Consider the following 22315-nt stretch of genomic DNA (forward strand, 5'->3'; position numbering starts at 1 on the left):
CGGCAGGCCTTGAGGCCTGCTCAGGCAAGGAATGCGCACATGGTCGATAACTCCGACAACAACCCGTTGGAACAGGACTTCTCTCACTTCAACGCCGACATGCTGCACACCGTGCTGGAGTTGGTCAGCGACGGGATCTGGGACTGGAACGCCAACACCGGGTTCGTCTACCGCAACCCAGGCTGGTACGAAATGCTGGGTTATCCCCGCCACGCGCTGGAGAACAGTGTATTCACCTGGGAAAGCGTAATTCACCCGGACGACTATGCCCAAGTGATGAAGTTGTTTGACGATTACATCCACCGGCGTGCCCCTTACTACCAGGCCGAGTACCGCTGTCGCAAAAAAGACGGCAGCTACTTGTGGATCGAAGACCGTGGCTACGTGATTGCGCGTAACGCCGACGGCTCGGTCGCAAGGATGGTGGGCGCCCATCGCAACATTCATCTGCGAAAATGCTCCGTCGAACAGTTGGAAAGACGCAATCAATCCCTTGAGGCGCTGGTGGCCGAGCGCACACGCGAGCTGTCGCGGGTCAACCAGCAGTTGCAGCTACAGCTGGATGAAAACCGCTCGCTGGCCGAACGGGATGCCCTGACCCTGGTCGCCAACCGCTACCGCCTGGAGAAAGTGCTGCTGGAAGAATGCGAGCGCGCCCAACGCTTTCGCCTGCCGCTGACGCTGATCGCGATGGATATCGATGACTTCAAGCCGATCAATGACCGTTTCGGTCATGGCGTGGGCGATCAGACGCTGGTGCAGGTAGTGGAATGCCTGCAACGCTGTATTCGCCGTGGGGATCTGTTGGCCCGATGGGGCGGCGACGAGTTTGTGCTGGTCCTGCCCAAGACCTCGCTGGACAGTGCGAAGGCACTGGCAAAGAGCATCCGCCAGCAATTGAAACACAGCTCGCACGGCGGCGACTTCAGAGTCACCTTGAGCCTGGGTGTAGCCGAGCGCGAACAGGATGAGTCCCCCGCCGCGCTGATGGCGCGTGCCGACCAGGCGTTGTACCGCGCCAAAGCGGCGGGAAAAGATGGAGTATCTGAATAACAGCCCCCGTGCTATCGAACCGGCGGTGCGTACTGGATGCCGCCGTTGTTCCATAGCGCATTGAGCCCGCGCTTGATCTTCAGCACGCTGCCCTGGCCGATGTTGCGCTCGAACACCTCGCCGTAATTACCCACCTGCTTGACGATCTGCACCACCCAATCCTTGCGCAGCTTGAGGTCCTTGCCGTACTCGCCATCAGCTCCCAGCAACCGGGCAACATCCGGGTTCTTGCTGCTCTTGGCCTGCTCCTCGACGTTCTGCGAGGTGATGCCCATTTCCTCGGCATTGAGCATGGCGAACAAGGTCCACTTGACGATGCTGAACCACTCATCATCGCCTTTACGCACCAGCGGCCCCAAAGGTTCCTTGGAGATCACTTCCGGCAACACCACGAACTCGTCCGGGTGGGCCATCTTGATGCGCTGGGCGTACAGACCCGACTGGTCGGTGGTCAGCACGTCGCAGCGCCCGGCTTCCAGGCCCTTGGCGCTTTCGTCGGCGGTATCGAAGGTGATCGGCGTGTACTTCATGCCGTGGGTGCGGAAGTAATCCGAGACGTTCAGCTCGGTGGTGGTGCCGGCCTGGATACACACGGTCGCGCCGTCCAACTGCCTGGCGCCGGTAACGCCCAGTTTGTTGTTCACCAGAAAGCCGATGCCGTCGTAGTAGGTCACGCCGGTGAACACCAGGCCCATGCCCGAATCGCGGGAGCTGGTCCAGGTGGTGTTGCGCGAGATCAGGTCGATTTCACCGGATTGCAGTGCGGTGAAGCGCTCCTTGGCGGTCAACTGGGTGAACTTCACTTTCGATGCGTCGCCGAAGACCGCCGCCGCCACCGCATGGCACACGTCCACATCGATGCCGGTCATCTTGCCCGTGCTGTCCGGTACGCCAAAACCCGGCAGGCCGTCGCTGACACCGCACTGGATGAAGCCTTTCTTCTGGATGGCGTCCAGGGTCACGCCCGCCTGCGCGCTGCTCGCCAGGCCCAATGCAGCGGTGGCGCCGATCACGGCCAAGGTGGTTTTGAATGGGTTCATGCAAGGCTCTCCCTGTCATTCCTTATTATTCGGCGTCGTGCAGCCCGCGCCGGTTTATAGTGCTGCCGGGCAGTATCAACGGCTTTGCGCCGCTGCCACAAACGACCTTTAGGCAAAGGCTCCTTCCGATTTGGAATGAAGTGCATGATTTCAAAACGCTTGACCCCTTCGATGACTGCCCTGCAATGCTTCGAGGCAGCCGCCCGCCACTTGAGCTTTACCCGTGCCGCCGAAGAGCTGCACCTGACCCAGAGTGCGGTGAGCAAACAGGTCGCGCAGTTGGAAGAGATGCTCTGCCACAACCTGTTCGACCGGGTGCGCCAGCGTTTGTACCTGTCGCCGGCCGGGTCGCTGTACCTGGCCGAAGTGCACAAAATCCTCACACAGGTGGACATCTCCAGCCGCTACATCCTCACCTACGGCGGCGAGACCGAAGTGCTGCGCATCGCCACCCAGCCGACCTTCGGCGACCGCTGGCTGGTGCCCAAGCTCAAGGATTTTGCAGCGAAGCATCCGAACATCCACCTGGACGTGCGCAACGAGCTGGAGCCGTTCGATGTGTTGCAGGCGAAGGCAGATATCGCGTTTTTCTTCGGCCAGGGTTCATGGCCGGGAGCGACCTGCATCGAGCTGTTCCGTGAGGCGGTGGTGCCGGTGTGTGCGCCGGGTTTTGTCGCCGAAGGCAGTGATGCTTCGTCACGTCACACCCTGCTGCAATGCACCTCGCGCCCGGAGGCCTGGCATGCGTGGTTCCTGGAACAGGGCCTGCACTCGCAGAACAGCTACCACGGGCCGCGCTTCGACACGTTCTACATGTGCATTCGTGCGGCGCAATCGGGCTACGGCGTCGCGTTGGTGCCGCAGTACCTGGTGGCCGAAGAACTGGCCCAGGGCAGCCTGATGATTCCATGGGACTATGCGATGCCCAGCAGCGGCGCGCACTTTATCGCCCATGCCGAACATGCCGGCGAGATTCCCAAGGTGAAGGCTTTCCTGAGCTGGATGGTCGACTATGTAGGCGCACATCGCGATTTTCAGTCATGACCCGGCGACTTTATTTCGTTTGCGACGAGGGTAGGTGCCCGGCTTAGATAAAAAGACGCCCGTCACTGCCGAGTCTGCGATTCATGAGCCACGAAACCATCAGCCAGTCGATTTCCATCGTTCACCCCATCAGCCTCAGCCACGGTAAGAACGCCGAAGTCTGGGACACCACTGGCAAACGCTACATCGATTTTGTCGGCGGCATCGGTGTGCTCAACCTCGGTCATTGCCACCCGGGCGTGGTCGAGGCGATTCGTGACCAAGCCACCCGGTTGACTCACTACGCGTTCAACGCCGCCCCGCACACACCCTACATCGAACTGATGGCGCGGCTGACCACATTCATCCCGGTGACCTACCCAGTCAGCGGCATGCTCACCAACAGCGGTGCGGAAGCCGCGGAAAACGCCCTGAAGATCGTACGCGGCGCCACTGGCCGCACGGCGGTGATCGCCTTCGACGGCGCCTTCCACGGCCGCACGCTGGCCACGCTCAACCTCAACGGCAAGGTAGCGCCCTACAAACAGAAGGTCGGTGTGCTGCCGGGTCCGGTGTATCACCTGCCCTACCCGAGTGCCGACAACGGCGTGAGCTGCGCCGAGGCGTTGAAGGCCATGGAGCGCCTGTTCAGCGTGGAAATCGATGTCAACGATGTGGCCTGTTTCATCATCGAGCCGGTGCAGGGCGAAGGCGGTTTTCTTGCGCTGGACGTTGAGTTTGCCCAGGCGCTGCGACGCTTTTGCGATGAACACAACATCCTGCTGATTGCCGATGAAATCCAGTCAGGCTTTGGCCGTACCGGCCAGCGCTTTGCCTTTTCGCGGCTGGGTATCGAACCGGACTTGATCCTGCTCGGCAAAAGCATCGCCGGTGGAGTGCCGCTGGGCGCCGTGGTCGGGCGCAAGGCGCTGATGGACAACCTGCCCAAAGGCGGTTTGGGTGGGACCTATTCCGGCAACCCCATCGCGTGTGCGGCGGCCTTGGCCACGCTGGATGCGATGACCGACGAACACCTGCACGCCTGGGGCGCACAGCAGCAACACGCCATCGTCAGCCGCTATGAGAGCTGGCGCGCGCAAGGCTTGCCATACCTGGGCCGCCTGACCGGTGTCGGTGCTATGCGCGGCATCGAGTTGGCCAACGCCGACGGCACACCCGCACCGCAACAGCTCGCTCAACTATTGGGCCTGGCGCGGGGCGCCGGGTTGTTGCTGATGCCCAGCGGCAAGTCGCGGCACATCATCCGTTTGCTTGCGCCGCTGACCATCGAACCCGTAGTACTGGAGGAAGGCCTGGATATCCTTGAGGCCTGCCTCAAGCAGTTGGACTAGTAGCGCGCATCCACGGGCCTGCCGCCGTTCGGCCAGTCCTTGACCGTGTCGGGGAAGTCCGGGCGCGGTTGACCCGAGAACATCGCAATATTTCTTTAAAACCTGACCTGGAGTGGTCTCCTCGGTTCAGGTGTGCAATTGTTTTTATGCGTCATCAGGCAGATCACCAGGGCCAGCCAAGCCCCAGGCTTGTTGTCGCGAAATTCCCCAAGCAGCCACTTGATATGGATCAGCGGAACCTCAAAGGCAGTGTGCTGCCTTGACCTGACCTCCCGCCCCCCTGAAAATGCCCGACGCTTTTTTGTCCTCGTTTACTGAAGTAGTGAAATTTCAATGTCCGATTCTTACACCGAACAATCTGCCACCGAAGAATCCGTCGTCGCCTTGCACGCCAAAGCCGAATACGAAAACGCCATCAATCTTTCACAGCATCTGCCCGCCGCCAAGATCATCAGCGAGATGGTGCTGGACGCGTTCCACACCTCCAAGGAAAGCGACCAGATCCGCGAACTGCGCGTGGCCATCCGTCAGGCCCACGATGCCTTCGACGACGACAAGGCCTACGACCTGATGGGTCAGCTCAAACAGCTCAAGGACGCCGAGGCCGCCGACAATGCCGCCCTGGAAAACTTGAGCAGCCAGTTCTCCATCAGCCGCATCCTGTCCTGCTTCAAGGACGACCCCGAGTTCCAGGAGCTGGTCTACGGCCTGGCGTTGAAAGTGCTGAACCAGAGCCACCAGGCCATCAGCAACCCGAGCGCCGGCAAGAGCAAGGCATCCCGCCCGAAGAAAGAAGCCGAAGTGTTTGTGATCAGCAAGGATGGCATCAGCGTCACCCTGCCGCTGCGCACGCCGCGCTCGAAGCTGAACATTGACCGTGAGGCGTTCGAGTTCCTGGGCTTCAGCTTTGTGGGTGAAGGGGATGAAGCGGAGCTGGAAGTCGAGAGCTTTGTGGATAACGCCGGCGCCGAACAGCCTTTGAACCGCAAGAGCGTGATTACTGCGTTGCAGCAGCAGACGGCGTTTGATGGGTACAGCATCGCGCAGCAGTAACCCTTAATCCCAGCCCTTTCAAGGTCTTTAGGTAGAACAGGCGATAAGTACTCTGTGGCGAGCGGGCTTGTCCCGCGTTGGGCTGCGAAGCAGCCCTGAAACCCGCGGCCGAAGAATGCCTGACTCACCGCATTCCTCCTTCAAGGGTCGCTTCGCAACCCAACGCGGGACAAGCCCGCTCGCCACAGTTGCAGTGTTCGCCCTTAATGGAGTGGTATCAGCCAGATAGGGTCGGTTTTTCAAAGACCTTGAAAGGGATGCCAAGTTATGGTCATCAAGACAGTTGCTCCCACATGTGTTCGGCGTCGCGTCAACTGACCTGCTGCGCAAACACCTCGCGAAACCGCGCCATATCCTGCTTGTCCCCCACCGTCACCCGTACCCACTGCGGCCAGCTTTCAAACACCCGGCCGATCATCACACCTTGCGCCGCCAGCTTTTCGATCACCTGCTCCGCCGGTTGCTTCACGTCGATCATGAAGCAGTTGGCCTGTGACGCGGTGCAGGTGAAACCCCGGCCTTTCAACCACGCCACGGTCTCATCACGCAGTTGATTGTTGAGGGCCTTGCGTTGCGGCAACAGCTTCACGTCCTCCAGGCTGGCTAGGCCGCCCAGCAACGTGCTGCCCGCCGGGACGTTGTCACCGCCAAACACGGCCAGGCGTTCCAGCAGCGCCGGATGACCGACCGCCAGGCCCAGGCGGGCGCCGGCCATGCCGTAGATTTTCGAGAAGGTGCGCAGCACCAGCAGGTCATCGTGGTCCTTGACCCAACTGACCACGCTGGGCGTGTCGGCGAAGTCGATATAGGCCTCGTCCACCACCAACACGCTGCCTTCGGGTTTGTGTGCCAAGGCCTGGCGGATGGCGTCGGTGGGCGTCACGGTGCCGGTCGGGTTGTTGGGGTTGCACAGGTAAAGCATGCCGGCCTGGGGGTCGGCGGCGAGCATGGCCGGGATGTCATGGCCGTGGTCGGCGTTGAGGCTGACTTCCTTGACCGAGGCCTTGTTCGCCTGCGCCGCCTGGCGTGGCACTTCGTAGGATGGCGTAGCCATCACCAGACCGCGGGTCTCGCTGGTGAATGCCAGCACTGCATAGCGCAGTGCAGCCATGGAGCCGGCAAATACCGCCACCTGTTCTTCGGCAATCCCCTGCTGCTGGGCAAACAGCCCGGCCAGGGCGTACATGTGTTTGTAGGGATAACGCCCGGCTGTGGCGATTCCCTTCTGCATGGCTTCGCGGGCGACCTGAGAGGGCCCATAGGGGCTTTCGTTGTAGTTGAGCAGCACCTTGTCAGTCTTGGTCGGCGGCGGGCTGGCAACCGCCCAATCGAGGCGCCCCAGCAGAGGCAGGGCGGCGCCCAGGGCGAGAAGGGACCGACGACTTACGCTGACCATAGGGCTACTCCTTGTAGGCGGGTGATGGATTCGCACAGCACGTACTGAGGGGTATGACGATAAACGCAGCCGGGGATTTAAACCCCGTCCAAGAAAAAGCCCCGCGCTTCTCTCGAAGGCGGGGCTTTTTCACTGCAGGACCACTCAGTGAGCGTAGGTCAGCAGCAGCTCTTTCGGCACTTGGAAATCCAGGGACATCATCACGCTCAGCGCGGTGATGGTGAAGATCGAGAACACGAACAGCTTGCGCGCCCAGACGGTGTCATCCACCGCCTTGTAGCCGGTCCAGGCCATGTACAACCAGTACATGCCCATGGCGGCGGCAACGGCAAGGTAGCTCATGCCGGCGTAGCCACTGAAGGTCAACATCAAGGTCGCCACGAGGAAGGCCAGGATGTACAGCAGGATGTGTTTCTTGGCGACCTGGATACCCCGTTTTACCGGCAATACCGGAATCGAAGCAGCCAGGTAGTCGTTGAAGCGGAAAATCGCGATGGCGTAGGAATGCGGCATCTGCCACAGGCTGAACATCACCAGTAGCGTCAGCGCGGCCATGTCGAAGCTATTGGTTACAGCCACATAACCAATCACCGGCGGCATCGCCCCCGACAGACTGCCCACCAGCGTGCCGTGAACCGACTTGCGCTTGAGGTACAGGCTGTAGAGGCCGACGTAGATGACAAAACCGATCACGGCAAACAGCGCCGCCAGCGGGTTGGCCACCTTGTACAACAACGCCACACCGGCAACACCCAGGACGGTCGCATAGATCAGTGCCAGTTTCAGGGAGATGAGGCCCTGGACCAGCACACGATTCTTGGTGCGCTCCATCTTGATATCGATGTCACGGTCGATGCAGTTGTTGAACACACATCCGGAAGCTACCACCAGGGACGTGCCGATCATTGCAGCCAGGAAGATGGCCAGATCGACATGTCCCTTGGAGGCCAGGAAGAAACCGCCCGCCACAGAAAGCACGTTACCGAAAATGATCCCCGGTTTGGTGATTTGGATAAAGTGCTTAAGCGACATCGGGTCTTACCTCACTTCGCCATCATGAACGTATGGATGCTGAACATGATCCATATCGACAGGCCAACCAGCAGTACGATTACGATCCCTGCGAACACGAACGCAACCACGTTGTCGCGCTGCTCCTTGGAACGGTCCAGGTGCAGGAAGTACACCAGGTGCACCAGAACCTGAATCACCGCGAATGCCAGCACGATCATCAAGGTGATCGACTTCGGCAGGGTCGGGTACATCACCAGACCGAACGGGATGAGCGTCAGGATTACCGACAGGATGAAGCCGATGGCGTACGACTTGACGCTGCCGTGGCTTGCATCATGGCTGTCATGGTCATGGGAGTGTGCATTAGCCATTACAGAGTCCCCATCAGGTAAACAACGGTGAAGACGCAGATCCAGACCACGTCCAGGAAGTGCCAGAACAGGCTCAGGCAGGTCAGGCGAGTCTTGTTGGTGTTGGTCAGGCCGTGCTTATTGACCTGATACATCATCACCGCCATCCACAGCAGGCCGGCAGACACGTGCAGACCGTGGGTGCCTACCAGCGTGAAGAACGCGGACAGGAAGCCGGAACGGTGCGGGCCGTAGCCTTCGGAGATCAGCAGGTGGAACTCGTTGATCTCCATGCCGATGAAGCCCAGGCCGAACAGGAAGGTCAGGGCCAGCCAGCTCAGTACGCCTTTCTTGTTGCCCTTGTAGAAGGCCAACATGGCGAAGCCGTAGGTGATCGAACTGAACAACAGCAAGGCGGTTTCGCCGAGCACGTAAGGCAGTTCGAAGATGTCGTGGCCCGACGGGCCACCCGCTACGTTGTTTACCAGTACCGCGTACACCGCGAAGATCGACGCAAACAAGATGCAGTCGGTCATCAGGTAGAGCCAGAAACCGAAAACGGTCATCGGCCCCGAGTCGTGGTGATGGTCATCGTGCCCATGGTCATCGACATGGGCGTGTCCAGCATTGGTCACTAAGTTCGACATGGTTTAAGCCTGTTCCAACGAGGTTTCAACACGGTTGGCCGGGATCTTCTTCTCGGCTACCAGGCGAGCGTGCTGCTCGGCTTCGATGCGCTCGATCGTCTCGACCGGCACCATGTAGCCTTGATCATCACGGGCAGCGTGAATGATGAAGTAACCGATAGTGCCCACCAGGCTCACGATTGCCAGCCACCAGATGTGCCAGATCATCGCGAAACCGAACACGGTCAACAACGCGCCCATCACCACGCCAGTGGCGGTGTTGTTTGGCATGTGGATCGGTTCGTAGTGCTTCGGACGCTGGTACGCAGTACCGTCTTCCTTGGCTTCGGTGAACGCATCAATGGTGTTCGCGGTAGGGATCACGGCGAAGTTGTAGAACGGCGGTGGCGACGAAGTCGACCATTCCAGGGTGTGGCCATTCCATGGGTCGCCGGATTCGCAAGCGTTCTGCTTACGGTCACGGATACTCACGTACAGCTGGATCAGCTGGCAGGCGATACCCACGGCGATCATCACCGCACCGAACATGGCGACGTACAGGTACGGCACCCACTCAGGGTTGGTAGTGGCGTTCAGACGACGGGTCATGCCCATGAAGCCCAAGGCGTAGAGCGGCATGAACGCGACGAAGAAGCCCGAGATCCAGAACCAGAATGCAGCCTTGCCCCAACCTTCGTGCAGCTTGAAGCCGAACGCTTTCGGGAAGTAGAAGCTGAAACCAGCGATGTAACCGAATACCGCACCGCCGATGATCACGTTGTGGAAGTGAGCGATCACGAACAGGCTGTTGTGCAGGACGAAGTCAGCACCCGGGATGGCCAGCAGTACGCCGGTCATGCCGCCGATGGCGAAAGTCACCATGAAGCCCAGGGTCCACAGAACCTGGCTGGTGATACGCAGACGGCCGTGGTAGATGGTGAACAGCCAGTTGAATAGCTTCACCCCCGTCGGGATGGAAATCAGCATCGTCGCCAGGCCGAAGAAGGCGTTGACGCTGGCGCCCGAACCCATGGTGAAGAAGTGGTGCAGCCACACCATGAAGCCCAGTACGGAGATCGCGCCCGATGCGTAGACCATCGAGTGGTGACCGAACAGGCGCTTGCCGGTAAAGGTCGAGATCACTTCGGAGAAGATACCGAACGCTGGCAGGATCAGGATGTACACCTCAGGGTGACCCCATGCCCAGAACAGGTTCACGTACATCATTGGATTGCCACCAAGTTCGTTGGTGAAAATGTGGAAATCCAGGTAACGGTCAAGCGACAGCAGCGCCATGGTGGCTGCCAGGATCGGGAACGAAGCCACGATCAGGACGTTGGCCCAGGTGCAGGTCCAGGTGAAGATCGGCATGTCCATCAGTTTCATGCCAGGGGCGCGCATTTTCAGGACGGTGGCCAGGAAGTTGACCCCCGTCAATGTCGTCCCGAGCCCTGATAACTGTAGCGCCCAGATGTAGTAGTCCACACCCACGCCCGGGCTGTACTGGATACCCGACAATGGCGGATACGCAACCCAACCGGTCTTGGCGAATTCGCCGACGCCCAGGGACACGTTGATCAGCACAACACCGGAAACCAGCAGCCAGAAGCTCAGGGAGTTCAGGAACGGGTAGGCAACGTCACGGGCACCGATCTGCAGCGGCAAGGCAAGGTTCATCAGGCCGGTGAAGAATGGCATTGCCATGAAGATGATCATGATCACACCGTGGGCGGTGAAGATCTGGTCATAGTGTTCAGGTGGCAGGTAGCCAGGCGAACCCTCGGTGGCCATGGCCAACTGGGTACGCATCATGATGGCGTCGGCAAAACCACGCAGCAGCATGACCATGGCAACGATGACGTACATGACGCCGATTTTCTTGTGGTCGACGGACGTCAGCCACTCGGTCCACAGGTAGGTCCACTTCTTGAAATAAGTGATTGCTGCAAACAGTGCCAGACCACCCAGCGCGATCATGGCGATGGTCACCATCACGATCGGCTCGTGGAACGGGACCGCATCCCAACTTAATTTACCAAACATCGTTTACTCCTCTGCCCCAGCAGTTGAATGCGAGCCCGTGTCAGAACCTTCAACCACGGCCACTTCTTTCTTCTCGTGCTTGACCGGCTTGCCTGGCTTCATACCTTCGTACTTGTCGACGATTTTCTGAAACAGGTTCGGCTCATACGCGGAGTACAGGGCGACTGGGTTGTTCTGGCTCGGTTTGGTCAGGGCATCGTATTCAGCTTGATCAAGCTGTTTAGGTGCGGCCTTGACTTCGGCTACCCAGGCGTTGAAATCTTCCTGGCTCGTCGAGATCGCTTTGAATTTCATGCCGGTGAAGCCAGCGCCGCTGTAGTTCGCGGAGATGCCTTCCATTTCAGCTTTTTCGTTGGCGATCAGGTGCAGGCGGGTCTGCATGCCTGCCATCGCGTAGATCTGGCCACCCAGGGCAGGGATGAAGAACGAGTTCATCACAGCGTCGGAGGTGATCCGGAAGTTGAGCGGGGTGTGCTCGGGGAACTTGATCTCGTTGACCGTGGCGATACCCAGGTCCGGGTAGATGAACAGCCACTTCCAGTCCAGCGCGACCACTTCGATGTTGATCGGCTTGACGTCGGACTCCAGCGGACGGTACGGGTCCAGCTCGTGGGTCGACTTATAGGTGATGTAACCCAGGGCGATGATGATGAGGATCGGGACCAGCCACACCGCGATTTCGATCTTGGTGGAGTGCGACCACTTCGGCGCGTAGGTCGCGCTGGTGTTCGACGCGCGGTATTTCCAGGCGAAGGCGAAGGTCATGATGATCACAGGAACCACGACCAGCAGCATCAGCAGGGTGGCGGTGATGATCAGGTTTCGTTGATCCAGACCGATCTGTCCTTTCGGGTCCATCAAGGTCCACTTGCAGCCTCCCAGCATTAACATCATGCCAAGCAGCGGCAAAAAGCCTAGTAATCGGGGGTACCTGTTTTTACTCATCTCACGACCTCTAAAGCAGCTTGCGCAATGCAGTTGGGTTTTGATCGCCAACACTTCACCCTGCCAAGGGTTGGCATTTCTCTTCGATTGAATAAGAGCCTGCCCATCACGTCATAAGGGAACGTTTCACGGACCTGCGGTGAGTTCTTATTCGATTTCGTGGTTAAAGGCCTTGTTACAGACCAATTCCATTTGGTGCGGATAGTTGAAAGGCTGCCGGAACCTTGGGGTCGCACAGAGCCGTCCATCTGCCCTTCGACCGCTCCAGTGCTCAAATATTGAACAGCACCGGACATTCAGTGCGGGCGATTGTAGTTAGCTAGCGATGTATAAACCATGTCTTATAAAGAAATAATTTTTATCGATTACAGCAATAATCCTTCACCATTATTGCAACGGTTCGCGATCTTATCGTGTTCGATTCTCAACAAAAACCACAAAAATTGCCGTGTTATAGGGCAGCCTGCCGCCCCCCTTACCGCATGTAAGGGGCTGCCAAACCGATGCAACCCCCCATAAAACAAGGCATTCGGACATCACCAAATCCCTGACGCGGCGCGAGGTGCGCGGCCCTCCCAGCACCACGAACTGACAGCACATCTTGGCGGTTTTATGCAAATTTAAGCGGGTGTTCGGCGGGTCAGAATCGTCCTGCGGCGGCTTCCGTGTGACAACATGTCGCACACTGGGCGCACCCAAAATTGTCCGGCGTCACGTTCCGTTCACAAATTCCCACACGCAAAAACGCCCCGGCCTTCATGAAGAAGCGCCGGGGCGTTTGAGTGAATGATTCAGGCTTTGCGCTGGCGATTGCGATAGATGCCCAGCGGTACCAGGATCACGGTCAGCACGAAGGCCACCAATGCCCATTGCGCCAGGGAAAGCCCCAGTACGGGCGGGTACGGTGTGCTGCAGAAGCCATCGACCTGGAAGCCCAGGGGGAACACCTTGGCCAGCGGCAGGTCATCGACGATCGGTTGCAGCACATCGATGCCGCAACTGACCTGGGGGAAGAACTGGGTGTACACGTGATGACCGGCGGCGGCGACACCGCCAAGGGCGCTGAGCACTACCAGGCCTTCGAACAGCGTGATCGCACCTTTTTTACGCATGGCCGCGCCGATGAACGCGAAGATCGCGATCAACAGCAAGGCATAGCGTTGCAGGATGCACAGCGGGCATGGCGCCTCGCCGAGTACCACCTGCATGTACAACGCACCGCCGATCAACGCCAGGCAGATGATGCCCAGCAACACCAGAAAGCGCCGCTCCCTGCCTAAACGCAATTCGTCACTCATCCCCGTATCCCTTTGTTTGGTTGTGCCAATGGGCGCAAGTTTACACACAGGCCACCGTTTAAACAGAGGGGGGTTAACAGCGGATTAATCCAGAGAAATGTTGTGACGGGGCGGACGCCATCGCGGGCAAGCCCGGCTCCCACAGAGGAATGCGATCCCCTGTGGGAGCCGGGCTTGCCCGCGATGATGCCGACCCGGTGTATCGGCTAAACCCTATTCCAGCGCCGCAGCCGGGCCAAAGAATTCGTAGCGGCTTTGCTGCTCAGGCACGCCCAGGGCCTTGAGGTGGCGCTTGATCGCGACCATGAAGCCTTTAGGCCCGAGGAAGTAGGCGTCCAGGTCGCGCTGCTCGGGCAGCCAGGCGGCCAGTTGTTCCTGGCTGAGCAAACCCACCTTGTCCGCCGCAGGGCTCACCCCATCGTCTTCGGTGTAGCAGTAGAAGCGCTTGAGTTGCGGATGCTTCGCCGCCAGGGCGTCCACCCAGTCACGAAACGCATGTACGCCGCCGTTACGTGCACAGTGGATAAAGTGCACCGGGCGCTCGGTGGCCAGGGCGGCTTCGAGCATTGGCAGGGTGGGTGTGATCCCTACCCCGCCGCTGATCAGTACCAGCGGCTTATCGCTGGCCGCCAGGGTGAACTCGCCCGACGGCGTGAACAGGTCGATGGTCGCACCGACATGCACTTGGTCGTGCAGGTAGTTGGACACCCGACCACCCGCTTCGCGCTTGACGCTGATGCGATACATCCCGCTATCGGTCAACGCCGACAGGGAGTAGTTGCGGCGCACTTCCTCACCGTCGAGCACCAGCTTCATGCCGATGTACTGGCCCGGCGCGGCCGCGAGGATCGGGCCATTGTCCACAGGGGCAAAGTAGAAGGAGATGATCTCGTCGCTCTCGACCACGCGCTTGACCACGATAAACGGCCGCGCCCCCCGCCACCCACCGGGTGCCTGGGCTTTTTCGGCGTAGATCGCAGCTTCGGCGCCGATCAGGATATCCGCCAGTTGGCCGTAGGCCGCGCCCCAGGCACTCATGACTTCAGGGGTGGCAATCTCGCTGCCCAGCACTTCGCAAATCGCACGCAGCAGGCAGGCACCGACGATCGGGTAATGCTCCGGCAGGATCTGCAGGGCCACGTGCTTGTTGATGATCTTGGCCACCAGGTCGCCCAACTGGTCGAGCTGGTCGATATGTCGCGCGTACATCAACACGCCATTGGCCAGGGCACGGGGCTGGTCGCCGCTGGCCTGGTGAGCCTGGTTGAACAGCGGGCGGACTTCCGGGTACTCGGACAGCATCATGCGGTAGAAATGGGTGATCAGCGCTTCACCGCCGCTTTCCAGCAGGGGCACGGTGGATTTGACGATGGCACGGTCTTGGGCACTAAGCATGGGAGCCTCCTGGGCTTCTTTACTGATTGTCTTTATCTACTCAGTATTCGTGCCAACAAAGAATCCGTTTATTTTCAATGAGTTAATTAATATGTAGTCAGTATGACCTCCTACAGCTTATAGTCATTAGGACTACAAGGAGTCATTATGACTGCGCAATCGCTGCTCACCACCCTGCTGCCCCTGGTCGCCGACCTGTCCCGCGAACTGCCCGAGGGCGAACGTTACCGCCGCCTGCTGCAAGCCATGCGCGCCCTGTTGCCCTGCGACGCCGCCGCGCTGTTGCGCCTGGACGGCGAGTGGCTGGTGCCGCTGGCGGTGGACGGGCTCAGCGCCGACACCTTGGGTCGGCGCTTCAAGGTCAGCGAGCATCCGCGCTTTGCCGTGCTGCTCGGCAGCCCCGGCCCCACGCGTTTTGACAGCGACAGCGAATTACCCGACCCCTACGACGGTCTGGTCGATGGTTTGCACGGGCACCTGGAAGTACACGACTGCATGGGTTGCCCACTGTTCGTCGACGACCAGCCCTGGGGCCTGCTGACGCTGGACGCCCTCGATACCGAGCGTTTCGAACGCGTGGAGCTGGACGCCCTGCAGGCGTTCGCCAGTCTCGCTGCCGCCACCGTGAACGTCGCCGAACGTATCGAACACCTGGTCCTGCGCGCCGAAATCTACCGCGAGGCCAGCGGCCAACAGCACAAGGAAATGATCGGCCAGAGCAAACCCCACAAGCGCCTGGTCGAGGAAATCAAGCTGGTGGGCGGCAGCGACCTCACCGTGCTGATCACCGGTGAAACCGGCGTGGGCAAGGAGCTGGTGGCCCAGGCCATCCACGCCGCCTCAACCCGCGCCGACAAACCGCTGATCAGCCTCAACTGCGCCGCCCTGCCGGAAACCCTGGTGGAGAGCGAGTTGTTCGGCCACGTACGCGGCGCCTTTACCGGCGCGTTGAACGAACGTCGTGGCAAGTTCGAACTGGCCAACGGCGGCACGCTGTTCCTGGATGAAGTGGGCGAACTATCACTGACCGTACAGGCCAAGCTGCTGCGCGTTTTGCAAAGCGGCCAGCTGCAACGCCTGGGCTCGGACAAGGAACACCAGGTCGATGTGCGCCTGATCGCCGCCACCAACCGCGACCTGGCCGACGAGGTACGCAACGGTCGCTACCGCGCCGACTTCTACCACCGCCTCAGTGTGTACCCGCTGCAGGTCCCGGCGCTGCGTGAGCGCGGACGCGATGTGTTGCTGCTGGCCGGTTTCTTCCTGGAGCAGAACCGCTCGCGCATGGGCCTGGGCAGCCTGCGCCTGACCAGCGATGCCCAGGCGGCACTGTTGGCCTATAACTGGCCGGGCAATGTGCGGGAGCTGGAACACTTGATCGGACGCAGCGCACTCAAGGCGCTGGGTAACTGTCGCGAGCGTCCGAAGATTCTCAGCCTGAACGCCCAGGACCTGGACCTGCCCGATGTCAGCGCACCGCTGGTTGAAGAATCCTCCGAGGCGGTCGCCCCGGTGACCGGCGACCTGCGCCAGGCCACCGAACACTTTCAGCGCCAGATCATCAGCGCCTGCCTGGAACGCCACCAGCACAACTGGGCCAGTGCCGCCCGCGAGCTGGGCCTGGACCGTGCCAACCTCGGGCGGATGGCCAAGCGCCTGGGCCTCAAATAACCCAGGCAACTGGTTCACATGTGGGAGGGGGCTTGCCCCCGATGGCAGGGGATCAGTGCTGGATGGGCTGGCTGTGACACCGCTATCGGGGGCAAGCCCCCTCCCACATTTTTAGATTGCCTTTGCCTTGAAGGCCGGGCTCGCTGGCTTGGGCTTACGAAACACCAGCACATTGCCCAGCATCACCAGCACCAACCCCGCCAACGCCGGTGCGGTCCACTGATACCCCTCGGCAAACGCCGACACATTCAGCGCCACCACCGGGAACAGCACGGTGCAATAGGCCGCACGTTCCGGCCCCATGCGCCCGACCAGCGTCAGGTACGCGGTAAAGCCGATCACCGAACCTGGAATCACCAGGTACCCCAGCGCACCGATGTAGCGCGCACTCCAGTCCATCTCGAAGGGAATCCCGCGCACCGCGCAGTAAGCCGCCAGCATCGCCGATCCATAGGCCATCCCCCAGGCATTGGTAGTCAGCGGCTTGAGCCCGGCCTTCTGCTGCAGGCTGGACAGCATATTGCCGGCCGAGAAGCACATCGTCCCCAGCAACGCCAAGCCCAGGCCAAGCAAGGTCTGCGGGCTGGCGGTGTGCCCCACCAGCTCCGGCCAGAACAGCAGGCCCAACCCCGCCAGACCGAGGCCGCCGCCCATCAACACATTGCGCGCCACCCGCTGGCCAAAAAACACCCGGGCGTTCAGCGCGTTCCACAGCGTGGCCGTGGAAAACACCACCGCCACCAACCCGCTGGGGATCCATTGGCTGGCCGTGAGGAAGCACATGAAGTTCACGCAAAACAGGCACAGCCCCTGGGCCAGACAGATCAGGTGCCCGCGTCGGTTCATCACCTGCAACCTGCGGCTCACCAGCAACAGCGCAAACAGCACCAACGCCGCCAGGGCGAAGCGATAGACGATGGACACAGGAATCGCCACCACGCCCAACTGCCATTTGAGGGCGATCCAGGTGGTGCCCCAGATCAGCACGGTGAGTAAATACAGGGAAAGGTTCATAGCGGGCTCCATCGGTTGAGCCACAGTGTGGCCCCCGGCCTGGGATGCGCTCTTGCACAATCTTGCGCTTTTGTCGGCCAATGGGATCACAGCAACAACCGCGCGGAGTAGGATGCAAGGCGTCGGAGAGTACGAACCATGCCAGATCTGGAATCCCTGCAAGTCTTCCAAGCGCTTAACCGTTCGCCCAACGCACGCCTCGAAGCCTGCGCCGAGCTCGGTGACGGCTTGTCTGCGGCGCTGTGGAGCAACCATCACGACTCGCAGGACTACCAGGCCCCCAGCCATCACACGTTATCCTGCTACATCGGCGGCGGCACCGGCACGTTTCGGCGCGACCAACCCGGCACCAAGGGCGGCCCCGACAAACTGTGCATCCTGCCCGCCGAACACCAGTCAGCCTGGGTGATCAACGGCGAGATCCGCCTGGCCCACGTGTATTTCAGCCCGGAGCAATTCGCTCTCGGTTGCGTCACCCTGCTCGACCGCGAACCGCGCGCCCTGCAATTGCGCGAAAGCACCTTTCTGGAAGATGCCGGCCAGGCGCGACGCTTTCACCAGCTGATTGCGCTGAACTGGCAAGAACCCGCCGAGCGCCTGCTGACCAGCAGCCTGGCCCATGAAATGCTCAGCCACACGCTGCTCAGCCAAGTGGGCGCACGCGACGGGCTGCGCCTTAAAGGCGGGCTGGCGGCGTACCAGCGGCGGCTGTTGGTGGAGTACATCGACCAGCACCTGGAAGACCCGATCAGCCTGGGCCAACTGGCCGGCCTGTGCGCACTCTCGGAATACCATTTCGCGCGGATGTTCCGCCAGAGCTTCGGCCTGCCGCCCCATCAGTACCTGCTGGCGCGCCGCCTGAACCGCGCCCAGGCGCTGCTGCGCAGCGGCGCCCTGCCCTTGAGTGAAGTCGCGTTGATCTGTGGTTTCTCCAGCGCCAGCCACTTCACCCATCGCTTCCGCCAGGCCATGGGTGCCACCCCCGGCGAATATCGCCAGGCCTTCAGCGCCTAAGTCATCAACCCCAGGGTCTTGGCCTTGGCCACCGCTTGCGTACGCCGCTCCACCCCCAGCTTGCTGTGGATGCGCCGCGCATGGGTCTTGACGGTGTGCAGGGAGATAAACAGGCGGTCGGCGATTTCCAGGTTGGAGTTGCCCAGGGCGATCAACTGCAGCACTTCCAGCTCGCGTTGGCTCAGGGGATTCTCCGCCGTGCCCGACACGGCGGCCTGGGGCTCCATGCCCAACTCACTGAGCAACCCCGGCGAGCGCAACCGCAGTTCGCGAATCGCCTGCTGCACCTGGCAGCGCGCCGCCAGCTCAAGCCCGGTTTGCAGCGAGCGGCGCGCCTGACCTGGGTCGCCGACTTGCCAGGCGACCTCACCCAGTACCAGGTGCAATTCGGTTTCCAGGCAGAGCATGCCGCGTTGATGGGCCGCCTCCAGCAAAGCCGTCATACGCGCCACCGGTTGCTCGGCGCAGCCCAGCTTCACTTCCGCCAGCACCAGCAAGTATTCCAGGCGCGGGATCAGTTCCAAGGTGGCCGGCGGCGCCTGTTTGGCCTGGGGACCACGAAAGTGGCGAAGCACACGACGCACCGCTTCCACCGTCAACTCGGCGCGCCCCTGCTGCAACCAGAAATGCCCGCTGACCAACAGCAGCACCGCGCGGTACACCGTGTCGGGGACCTGGCGCTGTTGCATCAAGCGTTCGGCCTCGCGCAGTTGCACAAAGGCCCCGGCGTAGTCACCACGGTTGGCGGCCAGCAGGGCCAGGCCGAGAAACCCGTAGAGCACGCGCTTGTCCTGGCTGTGCAGGCACATCTTCATGCCGCTCTCGAAGCACTCGGCAGCCAGGCTGTCCTGGCCCTGACGCAGCGCCAGGTGCCCGCGTCGCAGGGCGATACGCCCCACCAGCGGCCCGGCTTTCAGGCGTTGCTTGAGCAACATCGCCTGCACATTCTCCAGCAGGCTCTGCGCGCGATACGGGGCGCCGCGCTGCTCCAGCAACTGCGCGTGATCCAGCTCAAGCAAGGCCTCGAGCAGCAACGATCCATGGGCGCGGGCCAGGCATAACGCTTCGCGGCTCAGCGCCTGGGCCACGTCCAGTTCGCCGCGCAGCAACGCTTGCTGGGTGAGGCCCGACAGGCACATCAGCCGCGACGTCCAGGCGCTGTCGGGCAAGGCTTGCAGCGCTTCGAGGAAATGTTCGCGGGAGCGCTCGGCATCGCCGCCCAAGTGCAGCAGCCAACCCCACTGCGCCTGCCAGCGCGCCAGCAGGTAGCGTTGTTGCACCGCCGTCGGTTGCGGCGCAAACCGTGCCAACTGGTCGATGCATTGCGCGGCCTGGTCGAAGCGCCCGGCGAACAGCAACGCCGCCGTCACCAGCCCCACCAGTTGCGCCGAGCCGAGCATCAACTCTTCACCATGCTCTTCATGCAAGCGCAGCATCAATACGGCGTTCTGCTGGCGGAACAGGTCTTCGAAACTGAAGTGCTGTAGCAGGCTGACCGCCACCTCGTATTCTTCGGCCAACAGCGCGTGCTCGAACGCGGCCTGCCAGTCCTGTTCGGCGGTGAACCACTGGCAGGCACGCCGATGCCAGGAACGCTTGGCCGGCCAGGGGTCATCGCGTATCAGCCGGGCAAGCGGCGGGAAAACCTGCAACCACTCGGTATCTTCCCAAGGCTGGATAAAGGCGCCGAGGGCCTGCAGCTCGCGCAGGTAGTGGTCACCGTCGCCAAAGCCGAACAAGTGCTCGCACAATCCCGGATTAAAGCGTGGCATGTGTGCCAGCACGCGCCAGGCTTCCGTCAGCTCGGGCGGCAAAGTGCTGAACAGTTCGTGCTGCAAATAATCGAGCAAGGTTTTCTGCGGATGGCCGTCCCCCAGCAACGCAATGCGCACGCCGGCACACCAGCCGGCGCTGAACTGCAACACGCTGTCCGGTGACTGCCCCAGCGGGAGCAGTTGCTGAATTTCTTCAAGGGTGAACGCCAACTCAGTGCCGCCCTCCAGCAACTCATCGTCGAGCAGCAGGCGCGGCCAGTTGCAGGCTGGACGGCGCCGCGCCCCCAGCCACCAGGTCAACGAGGGGCTGCTTGCCGTGAGCAGGCGGTCGAGCAAGGCATCGGTTTCGGGGGTGGGCAAGCGGCAGAAATCATCGAGGAACACCCATGCCGATGTTGGCCAGCGGCCAAGATCCGACAGCAGCGTGGCTTCGTCAGTGAACGCCAAGCCGAGGTTTTGCGCCAGGCGCCGGCAAAGGTCGAGGGGGCTCAGGGCGACGCCATTGAGCGGCAACCAGTACACCTGGCATTCCGCGGGCGCCTGCAACGCGCATTCGGCCAGCAACGCACTCTTGCCACTGCCGCCGGGGGCGCACAGCAACTTGACCCTGACCGGCGCGGCGAGCAAAGGCTCGGCCAGGCGTGGGCGCAACAGATGGTGGGCGGACAGCCGAGGCATGAATCCAGGACGGTCCAGGCAGCGTGTCATGGCGGTCATTGCTGCATCCTGCGTTCTTATTGTTATGCAACGTGACGCCTACCCTAGTCCTGTGGTTGGTGGTTGTTGAAGAAGTATTCAGCGGGGTGATTTCCAGCCATGCATAAAACCCAATGTGGGAGAGGCTTTCCCCCTCCCACATTTTGATTTCACATCGGGATCAGCGAACGCCTTCGGCCCTCAGCGCAGCCGGGGTGTAATCCGCCGCCTTGGCATTGAACCCGAACACGAAGCTGCTCTTCTCCTCGTTCTTCATGCCCAGCGCGATGTAGCGCCCGGCGATGATGTCGTACAGGGTTTCCACGGTGTAGGCCGGGGTCTGGTGGTCGTAGTAGAACTGCGCATGGCCTTCGGCGACCCGCCACAGTTGGCCACGGCCGTCGTAGTGATCCACCAGCGCCACCTGCCAGCTGTCTTCGTCGATGTACATGTGGCGCTTGGCGTAGATGTGCCGCTCACTCGGCTTGACCGTGCCGACCACTTCCCACACGCGGTGCAGCTCATAACGGGTCAGGTCCTGGTTGATGTGGCCGGCCTTGATGATGTCGTCGTACTTGAGCGTCGGCTGGTCCAGCTTGTAGCTGTTGTAGGGGATGTACATCTCCTTCTTGCCCACCAGCTTCCAGTCGTAGCGGTCCGGCGCGCCGGAGAACATGTCGAAGTTGTCCGAGGTGCGCAGGCCGTCGGAGGCGGTGCCCGGCCCGTCGTACGCCACTTGCGGCGCCCGGCGCACGCGACGCTGGCCGGCATTGTAGATCCACGCCAGGCGTGGCTCCTTCACCTGGTCGAGGGTTTCATGCACCAGCAGTACGTTGCCCGCCAGGCGCGCCGGCGCCGTCACCGACTGCTTGAAGAAGGTCAGTACGTTGGCCGCCTTCGCCGGGTCCATGTCGGGGATCAGTTGCGGCACCGCCACCTCTTCCTCGAAGCGGATCGGCGTGTAGCTGCCGTTGGTCTGCGGGGTGGCCTGGGTGATGATGCGGCGCAGGTTGCCGCCGTGGTAACGAGTGATGTGGTTCCACAACACCTCCACGCCGTTCTTCGGAATCGGGAACGCGTAGTAGCGGTTGCCGGTGAACCCTTCGAGGCCATTGCCGTCGTTGATCGGCTTGACGTTCAACGCGCTGCGCTTGATCGACTCGTAGATCTCCGGCGGCAGGTTGACCGTGCGGTGAGTCGGGTACACCGGGATCTTGTAGGTCTCGGGGTAGCGCTTGAACATCGCCACCTGGCCGTCGGAAAGCTTGTCCTTGTATTTGTCGACGGTGGCTGCGGTGATCACGAACAACGGTTTTTCACTGGCGAACGGATCGGCCAGGAAGCCCTTGCTGTCCACTGCGCCGGCGTTTTTCGGGATGCCGCCGGTCCAGGCCGGGATCGAGCCATCGGCATTGCCGGCTTTTTCGGCGCCCACCGGGGTCAGGGTGGTGCCGAGCTTGGCCGCCTCTTCCGGCGACACCGCCGCCATGACGTGGGCCGCCAACAGGCTGAGGGCCATTACCGCAATTATCTTACGCATAGAGTCTTGTCCTTCCT

The 22315-nt window shown here is 61.2% G+C and carries 18 protein-coding genes and 1 pseudogene; 6 read left to right on the plus strand and 13 right to left on the minus strand.

The genetic code is table 11. From position 1 onward, the window contains the following. The first annotated feature begins 39 nt into the window (after nt 1-39). Nucleotides 40-1053, plus strand: a complete 1014-nt coding sequence (locus AC3WP7_RS26050) for a diguanylate cyclase domain-containing protein (protein ID WP_092249328.1) — start codon at nt 40-42, stop codon at nt 1051-1053. An 11-nt stretch (nt 1054-1064) separates the two neighbouring features. Here AC3WP7_RS26050 and AC3WP7_RS26055 read toward each other — a convergent pair whose 3' ends face one another. Further along, nucleotides 1065-2093, minus strand: a complete 1029-nt coding sequence (locus AC3WP7_RS26055; protein ID WP_102592566.1) for an amino acid ABC transporter substrate-binding protein — start codon at nt 2091-2093, stop codon at nt 1065-1067. A 144-nt stretch (nt 2094-2237) separates the two neighbouring features. On the opposite strand from AC3WP7_RS26055, the gene AC3WP7_RS26060 reads away from it, so the two are divergent. After that, nucleotides 2238-3137, plus strand: a complete 900-nt coding sequence (locus AC3WP7_RS26060) for a LysR substrate-binding domain-containing protein (RefSeq protein ID WP_102592565.1) — start codon at nt 2238-2240, stop codon at nt 3135-3137. A gap of 83 nt (nt 3138-3220) precedes the next feature. Next, entirely contained in the window at nt 3221-4468 is a 1248-nt protein-coding gene (locus AC3WP7_RS26065; protein WP_093513863.1) for a 2-aminoadipate transaminase, read from the plus strand. Here the strand turns inward: AC3WP7_RS26065 and AC3WP7_RS26070 are convergent. Then, nucleotides 4465-4548, minus strand: a pseudogene (locus AC3WP7_RS26070) (hypothetical protein); the annotation flags it as partial. The gene AC3WP7_RS26065 and the pseudogene AC3WP7_RS26070 sit on opposite strands and share 4 nt — an antisense overlap. A 253-nt stretch (nt 4549-4801) precedes the next feature. On the opposite strand from AC3WP7_RS26070, the gene AC3WP7_RS26075 reads away from it, so the two are divergent. Next, nucleotides 4802-5521 (plus strand): hypothetical protein, encoded by a 720-nt coding sequence (locus AC3WP7_RS26075; RefSeq protein WP_093128306.1) that lies wholly within the window; start codon nt 4802-4804, stop codon nt 5519-5521. Nucleotides 5522-5831: 310 nt separating this feature from the next. Here the strand turns inward: AC3WP7_RS26075 and ptaA are convergent, their stop codons facing one another. From ptaA to hmpA, 8 genes are all read right to left on the minus strand, one after another. Further along, nucleotides 5832-6917: a pyoverdine biosynthesis transaminase PtaA gene (ptaA, locus tag AC3WP7_RS26080; protein WP_102592564.1), complete on the minus strand. Its 1086-nt coding sequence runs from the start codon at nt 6915-6917 to the stop codon at nt 5832-5834. A 144-nt stretch (nt 6918-7061) separates the two neighbouring features. Beyond that, nucleotides 7062-7949: a heme o synthase gene (gene cyoE, locus AC3WP7_RS26085; protein WP_003194050.1), complete on the minus strand. Its 888-nt coding sequence runs from the start codon at nt 7947-7949 to the stop codon at nt 7062-7064. 11 nt (nt 7950-7960) lie between these two features. Further along, a complete protein-coding gene (gene cyoD, locus AC3WP7_RS26090; protein ID WP_016979640.1) occupies nt 7961-8302 on the minus strand; it encodes a cytochrome o ubiquinol oxidase subunit IV in 342 nt (113 codons plus the stop codon). Continuing rightward, the gene (locus AC3WP7_RS26095) at nt 8302-8928 is read right to left on the minus strand and encodes a cytochrome o ubiquinol oxidase subunit III (protein ID WP_058426759.1); all 627 of its coding nucleotides are present in this window, start codon (nt 8926-8928) and stop codon (nt 8302-8304) included. The genes cyoD and AC3WP7_RS26095 overlap by 1 nt, the downstream gene beginning before the upstream one ends. A 3-nt stretch (nt 8929-8931) precedes the next feature. Then, nucleotides 8932-10950, minus strand: a complete 2019-nt coding sequence (cyoB, locus tag AC3WP7_RS26100; RefSeq protein ID WP_071489204.1) for a cytochrome o ubiquinol oxidase subunit I — start codon at nt 10948-10950, stop codon at nt 8932-8934. A gap of 3 nt (nt 10951-10953) precedes the next feature. Next, entirely contained in the window at nt 10954-11895 is a 942-nt protein-coding gene (cyoA, locus tag AC3WP7_RS26105; RefSeq protein ID WP_071489203.1) for a ubiquinol oxidase subunit II, read from the minus strand. Nucleotides 11896-12686: 791 nt separating this feature from the next. Beyond that, nucleotides 12687-13193: a disulfide bond formation protein B gene (locus AC3WP7_RS26110; protein ID WP_058426762.1), complete on the minus strand. Its 507-nt coding sequence runs from the start codon at nt 13191-13193 to the stop codon at nt 12687-12689. Nucleotides 13194-13406: 213 nt separating this feature from the next. Beyond that, nucleotides 13407-14588 (minus strand): NO-inducible flavohemoprotein, encoded by a 1182-nt coding sequence (gene hmpA, locus AC3WP7_RS26115; protein ID WP_092249340.1) that lies wholly within the window; start codon nt 14586-14588, stop codon nt 13407-13409. A 147-nt stretch (nt 14589-14735) separates the two neighbouring features. Here hmpA and norR point away from each other — a divergent pair, with 147 nt between their 5' ends. Further along, entirely contained in the window at nt 14736-16259 is a 1524-nt protein-coding gene (gene norR, locus AC3WP7_RS26120) for a nitric oxide reductase transcriptional regulator NorR (RefSeq protein ID WP_093128297.1), read from the plus strand. 111 nt (nt 16260-16370) lie between these two features. Here the strand turns inward: norR and AC3WP7_RS26125 are convergent, their stop codons facing one another. Further along, nucleotides 16371-17273, minus strand: a complete 903-nt coding sequence (locus tag AC3WP7_RS26125) for a DMT family transporter (RefSeq protein WP_093128295.1) — start codon at nt 17271-17273, stop codon at nt 16371-16373. Between the two features lie 138 nt (nt 17274-17411). On the opposite strand from AC3WP7_RS26125, the gene AC3WP7_RS26130 reads away from it, so the two are divergent. After that, nucleotides 17412-18287 carry a helix-turn-helix domain-containing protein gene (locus AC3WP7_RS26130; RefSeq protein ID WP_102592563.1) on the plus strand — a complete coding sequence of 292 codons (876 nt, stop codon included), beginning with the start codon at nt 17412-17414 and terminating at the stop codon, nt 18285-18287. Here AC3WP7_RS26130 and AC3WP7_RS26135 read toward each other — a convergent pair. Next, nucleotides 18284-20779, minus strand: coding sequence for a LuxR C-terminal-related transcriptional regulator (locus AC3WP7_RS26135; RefSeq protein WP_102592562.1), 2496 nt, complete (start codon nt 20777-20779; stop codon nt 18284-18286). The genes AC3WP7_RS26130 and AC3WP7_RS26135 overlap by 4 nt on opposite strands. Before the next feature lie 160 nt (nt 20780-20939). Beyond that, on the minus strand, nt 20940-22298 hold the full coding sequence (locus AC3WP7_RS26140; RefSeq protein WP_071489197.1) for a DUF1329 domain-containing protein: 1359 nt from the start codon (nt 22296-22298) through the stop codon (nt 20940-20942). Nucleotides 22299-22315 lie beyond the last annotated feature (17 nt).

Source organism: Pseudomonas sp. FW305-3-2-15-C-LB1 (assembly GCF_058787615.1).

Excerpts from the sequence above, each read along its gene's own strand:
- cyoB (WP_071489204.1), bottom strand. The coding sequence starts at position 10,950 with ATGTTTGGTAAATTAAGTTGGGATGCGGTCCCGTTCCACGAGCCGATC.
- AC3WP7_RS26130 (WP_102592563.1), top strand. The coding sequence starts at position 17,412 with ATGCCAGATCTGGAATCCCTGCAAGTCTTCCAAGCGCTTAACCGTTCG.
- AC3WP7_RS26135 (WP_102592562.1), bottom strand. The coding sequence starts at position 20,779 with ATGACCGCCATGACACGCTGCCTGGACCGTCCTGGATTCATGCCTCGG.
- hmpA (WP_092249340.1), bottom strand. The coding sequence starts at position 14,588 with ATGCTTAGTGCCCAAGACCGTGCCATCGTCAAATCCACCGTGCCCCTG.
- AC3WP7_RS26050 (WP_092249328.1), top strand. The coding sequence starts at position 40 with ATGGTCGATAACTCCGACAACAACCCGTTGGAACAGGACTTCTCTCAC.
- AC3WP7_RS26095 (WP_058426759.1), bottom strand. The coding sequence starts at position 8,928 with ATGTCGAACTTAGTGACCAATGCTGGACACGCCCATGTCGATGACCAT.
- AC3WP7_RS26110 (WP_058426762.1), bottom strand. The coding sequence starts at position 13,193 with ATGAGTGACGAATTGCGTTTAGGCAGGGAGCGGCGCTTTCTGGTGTTG.
- AC3WP7_RS26065 (WP_093513863.1), top strand. The coding sequence starts at position 3,221 with ATGAGCCACGAAACCATCAGCCAGTCGATTTCCATCGTTCACCCCATC.
- AC3WP7_RS26140 (WP_071489197.1), bottom strand. The coding sequence starts at position 22,298 with ATGCGTAAGATAATTGCGGTAATGGCCCTCAGCCTGTTGGCGGCCCAC.
- cyoE (WP_003194050.1), bottom strand. The coding sequence starts at position 7,949 with ATGTCGCTTAAGCACTTTATCCAAATCACCAAACCGGGGATCATTTTC.
- ptaA (WP_102592564.1), bottom strand. The coding sequence starts at position 6,917 with ATGGTCAGCGTAAGTCGTCGGTCCCTTCTCGCCCTGGGCGCCGCCCTG.
- AC3WP7_RS26075 (WP_093128306.1), top strand. The coding sequence starts at position 4,802 with ATGTCCGATTCTTACACCGAACAATCTGCCACCGAAGAATCCGTCGTC.
- cyoA (WP_071489203.1), bottom strand. The coding sequence starts at position 11,895 with ATGAGTAAAAACAGGTACCCCCGATTACTAGGCTTTTTGCCGCTGCTT.
- AC3WP7_RS26055 (WP_102592566.1), bottom strand. The coding sequence starts at position 2,093 with ATGAACCCATTCAAAACCACCTTGGCCGTGATCGGCGCCACCGCTGCA.
- AC3WP7_RS26060 (WP_102592565.1), top strand. The coding sequence starts at position 2,238 with ATGATTTCAAAACGCTTGACCCCTTCGATGACTGCCCTGCAATGCTTC.
- norR (WP_093128297.1), top strand. The coding sequence starts at position 14,736 with ATGACTGCGCAATCGCTGCTCACCACCCTGCTGCCCCTGGTCGCCGAC.
- AC3WP7_RS26125 (WP_093128295.1), bottom strand. The coding sequence starts at position 17,273 with ATGAACCTTTCCCTGTATTTACTCACCGTGCTGATCTGGGGCACCACC.
- cyoD (WP_016979640.1), bottom strand. The coding sequence starts at position 8,302 with ATGGCTAATGCACACTCCCATGACCATGACAGCCATGATGCAAGCCAC.